A 5,237-nucleotide genomic window follows, 5' to 3' on the forward strand; every position below is an offset into this window, starting at 1 on the left:
CCTCTACTTCACCGTGTTCGGCGGCATGACGGGCGTGGCGTTCGCCACGGCGTCGCTGGACGTGCCCTGGCACGACACCTACTTCGTGGTGGCGCACTTCCACTTCATCATGGTGGGCGCGACCATCATGGCCTTCATGGCGGCCCTCCACTACTGGTTCCCGAAGATGTTCGGGAAGACGTACCACGAGGGGTGGGGCCTGGTGTCCGCGGCGCTCATCATCCTGGGCTTCAACGCCACCTTCATCCCCCAGTTCCTCCTGGGCAACGCGGGCATGCCGCGCCGCTACTACGAGTACCCGGAGCGCTTCCAAGCGCTCAACGTGGCCTCCACCGCGGGTGCGTCGCTGCTGGCGTTCGGCTTCCTCATCTCGGCCATCTACCTGACGCATGGCCTGGTGTTCGGCCGCCGCGCCGCCGCCAACCCGTGGCGCAGCCGGGGCTATGAGTGGCTGACCGAGTCTCCGCCCCCGACCCACAACTTCGTGGGGCCGCAGCCCACCTACTCCGAGGAGCCCCACTTCTACGTGGATCCCAAGAAGGCCGAGGTGCCCGATGCAGTCTAGCTCCGCCACCGCCGGGACGGCCGGCGCTCCTCATGTGCCTCAGGTCGCCGCGCACTTCGCCTCGCTCGAGGTGCAGAACCACGCGGCCCGGCTGGGCATGTGGCTCTTCCTGGCCACGGAAATCCTGCTCTTCGCCGGCCTGTTCGTCATCTACGCGAACTACCGCTTCTTCTTCCCGGAGGCGTTCGCCGCGGCCAGCCGTCAGCTGGACCTGACGATGGGCACCATCAACACCCTGGTGCTCATCACCTCCTCGTTCACCGCCGCCATGGCGGTGCACTACGCCAAGGAGGCGAAGAACAAGCAGGTGGTGCTGATGTTCGTGCTCACCATCCTGATGGCGTGCGCCTTCCTGGTGATCAAGTACTTCGAGTACGCGCACAAGTTCCACGAGGGACAGCTGCCCGGCCCGTACTACCGCTTCGAGGGCATCCAGCTGCCCGGCGTGTCGATGTACTTCACCATCTACTTCCTCTCGACCGGCCTGCACGCCTTCCACGTCATCATCGGCATGGCCGTGCTGGCGTGGGTGACGACCAAGGCGATGAGGAACGAGTTCAGCTACCGCAACTACACCGCCGTCGAGCTGGGCAGCATGTACTGGCACCTCGTCGACCTGGTGTGGATCTTCCTCTTCCCCATGCTGTACCTCATTTAAGGGAGCCCTCCGCTCATGTCCGCGATGGCCAATGAGTCGTTCAAGGAAGACCACGAGATGCGCGATGAGCACCACTCCGGACCTGGGAAGTACATCCTGATCTGGGGGGCGCTGATGGTGCTCACCGTGGTGACGGTGGTGACGGGTCGCATGCACCTGCCCGACTGGGGCCTGGCGCTCGCGCTGGTGATTGCCTCGGTCAAGGGCAGTCTGGTGGCGCTGTACTTCATGCACCTGGCCGAGCACCAGGGCGCCAGCCGGCTGGTGTTCGTCAGCTCCCTGGTGTTCGTCGTCCTGCTGCTGCTCTTCACGCTCTTCGACATCGGTACCCGCTTCCGCCCCACCCTGCCGTCCGCCACCACGCCGGCCTGGCCGGTGGAGACCGGGCAGGCGGGTCGCTACGGCGGGATGCTGAAGTCGCCGGATACCACTCCGTAAGCAAGCGCGTCTTCCCGCTGTACCCCCGCGGCGCCGAGGTTCACCCCCCGGCGCCGCGTTTCCTTTGCGGGGTTGTCCATGCACCTCGTTGAAGCCACCGAAGCACAGAAGGCCGAGCGCGACGCGCTCACCCACTCCGAGTGGGGCACCCTGCTCAACGTCGAGGGCTATGCCGCCCGCGAGCAGCGCCTGCGCGCCCACCCCTGGTCCCGCGCCGACATGCGCACCTGGCTGCTGTGCGACGAGGGGGGCTCCGTGCTCGCCTCCTGCGAGACGTTCCGCACCGACAGCTTCCTGCGCCCCCCCGGGGGGGAGCTGCTCCCCGGCGACAGCTTCGCCATCGCCAGCGTCTTCACCGAGGAGCGCCTCCGCGGCCGGGGGTACGCCACCCGGTTGATGGACCTGCTCGCCGCCGAGTTGGAGCGCCAGCCGCGTGCCCACGCGGGCCTCCTCTTCTCCGACGTGGGTCCCCGCATCTACGCGCGCTCGGGCTACCAGGAGCTGCCCGCCTGGGACTGGCAGCTCTCCCCCGCTCCCGGTGCTCCCGGCGAGTCCGTGGCGGAGCTGCTGCGTGAATCGGACCTCCCCCGTGTCCTCGGTCGCCTGCGCCGCCCCGAGGTGCCCTTCTTCTTCTGGCCCTCGCCCGCCCAGCTCGACTGGCACCTCGAGCGCGGGCGCATCTATGTCGAGCACCTCGGCTGCTCGCTTCCCGCTTCCGTTGGCGCCACCGTGGGGGACTCCACCGCCCTCTGGGGGCTCGTGGGCCGAAGCGCCGAGCTCACGGTGCTGATGTTCGAGGCCCGCTCGCTCGAGGACGCCACCGCGCTCCTCGAGGCCGCCCGACGCGAGGCCTCACGCTCCGGCCTCTCCCGCGTGGTGCTCTGGGAGGAGCCCGGCCTCGCCGCCCTCCTTCCCCTCGTGGAGGGCGCCACCCGCGCGGCCCGCCAGGGCTCGCTGCCCATGGTGCGGCCCCTGCGCCCGGCGCTGCCTCTGTCCCCCCTCCTCCCGGTGCCGCGTGGGCTGTGGGTCTGAGGACCCGCTAGGATGGGCCCATGGCCAAGCGCACCCGCCTCATCGAGGGCACCTGGAACTGCACCTCCTGCGACACGCGGAACATCCCCGCGCGGCACCGCAACTGCCCCAACTGCAACAACCCGCGCGAGGAGACTGGCCAGGAGTCCGAGTTCGAGTTCGGTGAGGAGCAGAGCGTCACCGACGAGAAGGCCCTCTCCGCCGCCGCCGCAGGGGCGGACTGGTTCTGTGACTACTGCGGTGCCTCCAACCGGGGCGACACACCCCTCTGCCGCCACTGCCGTGCCGAGCGCTCCTCCACCTCGCGCGCCCTCTCCGCCGAGCCCGACCCCGATGCCGCTCCGCCCCCCGAGCCGGAGTTCCCCCGCGCGCCCAAGAGCTCGCGCAGGTGGCTCTACCTCGTGCTCCTCCTGCCCTGCTTCGGCGGTGGCCTGTTCTCCTTCTGGGGCTCGCGCACCCACGGCGTCACCGGCCAGGTCGTCTCCACCGAGTGGACACGCACCGTGCAGCGGGAGTCCTTCCAGCGCGTGAGCCAGACGGGCTGGCGCGACGGGCTCTCCACCACCGCTCCTCGCATGCCCGTCAACGGCCAGGGCGAGCGGCCCGGCGTGGAGAACATCCGCGACTGCACCCGTCGCCAGCGCGGCACCCGCCAGGTGGCTGACGGCACCGAGCGCGTGTGCGAGGACAAGACGCGCCGGGTGCAGTGCGGCACCGAGGAGAAGTGCACGCGCCAGAAGCTGGGCAACGGCTACATGAAGGAGGTCTGCGACGACGTCCCCAAGTACTGCGACGAGTCCTACGAGGACTGCCACACCCGAACGCGCTACCGCACCGAGCCCGTCTACGACGTGAGCTGCACCTATGACACCTACGCCTGGACGGATATGGGCCCGCCCGCGCGCGCATCCGGCAACGACAGCGCCCCCCGCTGGCCGGAGCTTCGCGTGGGCGCCGTCGACCGGCTGCGCCACGAGGAGAAGTACCTCGTCCGCATCGAATACCAGGACGGCGGGGTGAAGCGGCACGAGCTGGAGCCCCGGAACGAGTCCGAGTTCCTCTCGTGGAAGAAGGGCCAGTCCGTCTCCCTCCAGGTGAGCAACCTGGGCAGCGTGAGCAACGTGACCCAGGGCGAGGCCGCACGTTGAGCACCCCGGAATGCACCCGCTGTGGCGCCTGCTGCGTCGCCCCCGACATCGCCGCGCTCGACAAGCCGCTCGGCCTGCGCTGCCCCCACCTCACCGCCGACAACCTGTGTGGGGTGTACGACCGGCGGCCCCAGGTCTGCCGGGACTATGCGGCCGACGACGTCTGCCGCCTCATCGAGGCCCCTACCCTCGACGAGCGCGTCCAGAAGTACCTCGACCTCTTCGGACTGACGGCCGAGGCCGACGCCGTCCGCCAGGGCGGCTGTTCCTCCATGCGTCAGGCCCGCCGCCGGTGATATCCCCCGGGCCGTGAGCTTCCAACCCACCGAGCCCTTCGCTCCCGCGCGCGGCCTCGCCTCGCCCCACGCGCAGACCATCTACGCCTCGCTCGTCCGCCCCACGCACGCACCTGCCCTCAAGCGCGAGCGCTGGGAGCTGCCCGACGGGGACTTCGTCGACCTCGACTCCTTCGACGGTGTCTCGGGCGCCCCTCACGTGGTGACCCTCCATGGGCTGGAGGGCTCCTCACGCGCCGGCTACATCACCGCCATCCTCCGTGGCGCCGCCGAGCGTGGCTGGGGCGCCACCGCCATCAACTTCCGCTCCTGTAGCGGCGAGCCCAACCGCCTCGCCCGCTCCTACCACTCGGGCGACATCGGCGACGCGCTCTCGGTGATGAAGCACCTGCGCGAGCGCCTCACCGGCCCGCTCTACGCGGTGGGATTCTCGCTCGGCGCCAACGTGCTGCTGCGGTTGATGGAGGAGACGGGGGACTCCTCCCCCGTGGACGCCGCCGCCGCCATGAGCGCGCCCTACGACCTGGGCGCCTGCGCGGACACGCTCGACGGGCCCGGCCCCTTCCACCGCCTCTACCGCGCGCGCTTCCTGCGCACCCTCAAGCACAAGGCCCGCGAGAAGCTCCGACGCTTCCCTGCCGTCTTCGACCGCCAGGCCATGGAGCGCGCGAGCACCATCCGCGGCTTCGATGACGCCGTCACCGCCCCGCTCCACGGCTTCCGCGACGCCACCCACTATTACGCCGAGGCTTCGTCGGGTCCCCGCCTCCACGCCATCCGCCGTCCCACGCTGCTGCTGAGCGCCAAGGACGACCCGATGATTCCCGCCTCCACCCACCCTCGGGACGTGGCCTCCAACCCCCACCTGCATCTCGTCGTCACCGAGCAGGGCGGCCACGTGGGCCACGTCGCCGGTGGCACCTTCGCTCCCAGTTTCTGGGGCGAGGCACAGATGCTGGCCTTCCTCTCCACCCGCAATGCGAGCGCCCGGCCGGGGTGACCCGGCCGGGCTCTCCACACAGGGATCCCCATCCCCAACCCACCCCACCTGCCTCGCGACGGGCGGCCCACCCATCCCCCACCTTCACCGCCGCCCCGCC

7 protein-coding genes are annotated in these 5,237 nt (G+C 70.0%); all 7 read left to right on the plus strand.

Annotated elements, in window-relative coordinates:
- The coding region (locus VF794_RS25995) for a cbb3-type cytochrome c oxidase subunit I (RefSeq protein WP_331114933.1) at positions 1-565 on the plus strand (565 nt) is incomplete at its 5' end.
- Entirely contained in the window at positions 555-1,223 is a 669-nt protein-coding gene (locus VF794_RS26000; RefSeq protein ID WP_331114935.1) for a cytochrome c oxidase subunit 3 family protein, read from the plus strand. The genes VF794_RS25995 and VF794_RS26000, both read left to right, overlap by 11 nt.
- Before the next feature lie 15 nt (positions 1,224-1,238).
- A complete protein-coding gene (locus tag VF794_RS26005; protein WP_331114936.1) occupies positions 1,239-1,661 on the plus strand; it encodes a cytochrome C oxidase subunit IV family protein in 423 nt (140 codons plus the stop codon).
- Between the two features lie 78 nt (positions 1,662-1,739).
- A complete protein-coding gene (locus VF794_RS26010; RefSeq protein ID WP_331114938.1) occupies positions 1,740-2,693 on the plus strand; it encodes a GNAT family N-acetyltransferase in 954 nt (317 codons plus the stop codon).
- 20 nt (positions 2,694-2,713) lie between these two features.
- A complete protein-coding gene (locus VF794_RS26015; RefSeq protein ID WP_331114940.1) occupies positions 2,714-3,841 on the plus strand; it encodes a hypothetical protein in 1,128 nt (375 codons plus the stop codon).
- Positions 3,838-4,137 carry a YkgJ family cysteine cluster protein gene (locus VF794_RS26020; RefSeq protein ID WP_331114942.1) on the plus strand — a complete coding sequence of 100 codons (300 nt, stop codon included), beginning with the start codon at positions 3,838-3,840 and terminating at the stop codon, positions 4,135-4,137. Before VF794_RS26015 ends, VF794_RS26020 begins: the two co-directional genes overlap by 4 nt.
- A 13-nt stretch (positions 4,138-4,150) precedes the next feature.
- Positions 4,151-5,137, plus strand: a complete 987-nt coding sequence (locus tag VF794_RS26025; protein ID WP_331114945.1) for a YheT family hydrolase — start codon at positions 4,151-4,153, stop codon at positions 5,135-5,137.
- Positions 5,138-5,237 lie beyond the last annotated feature (100 nt).

This window comes from Archangium sp., from assembly GCF_036389735.1.
GTDB lineage: Bacteria > Myxococcota > Myxococcia > Myxococcales > Myxococcaceae > Archangium.

What these genes read in the sequence shown, in the direction of transcription:
- VF794_RS26015 (WP_331114940.1), top strand. Translation starts at nt 2,714, where the DNA reads ATGGCCAAGCGCACCCGCCTCATCGAGGGCACCTGGAACTGCACCTCC.
- VF794_RS26010 (WP_331114938.1), top strand. Translation starts at nt 1,740, where the DNA reads ATGCACCTCGTTGAAGCCACCGAAGCACAGAAGGCCGAGCGCGACGCG.
- VF794_RS26005 (WP_331114936.1), top strand. Translation starts at nt 1,239, where the DNA reads ATGTCCGCGATGGCCAATGAGTCGTTCAAGGAAGACCACGAGATGCGC.
- VF794_RS26000 (WP_331114935.1), top strand. Translation starts at nt 555, where the DNA reads ATGCAGTCTAGCTCCGCCACCGCCGGGACGGCCGGCGCTCCTCATGTG.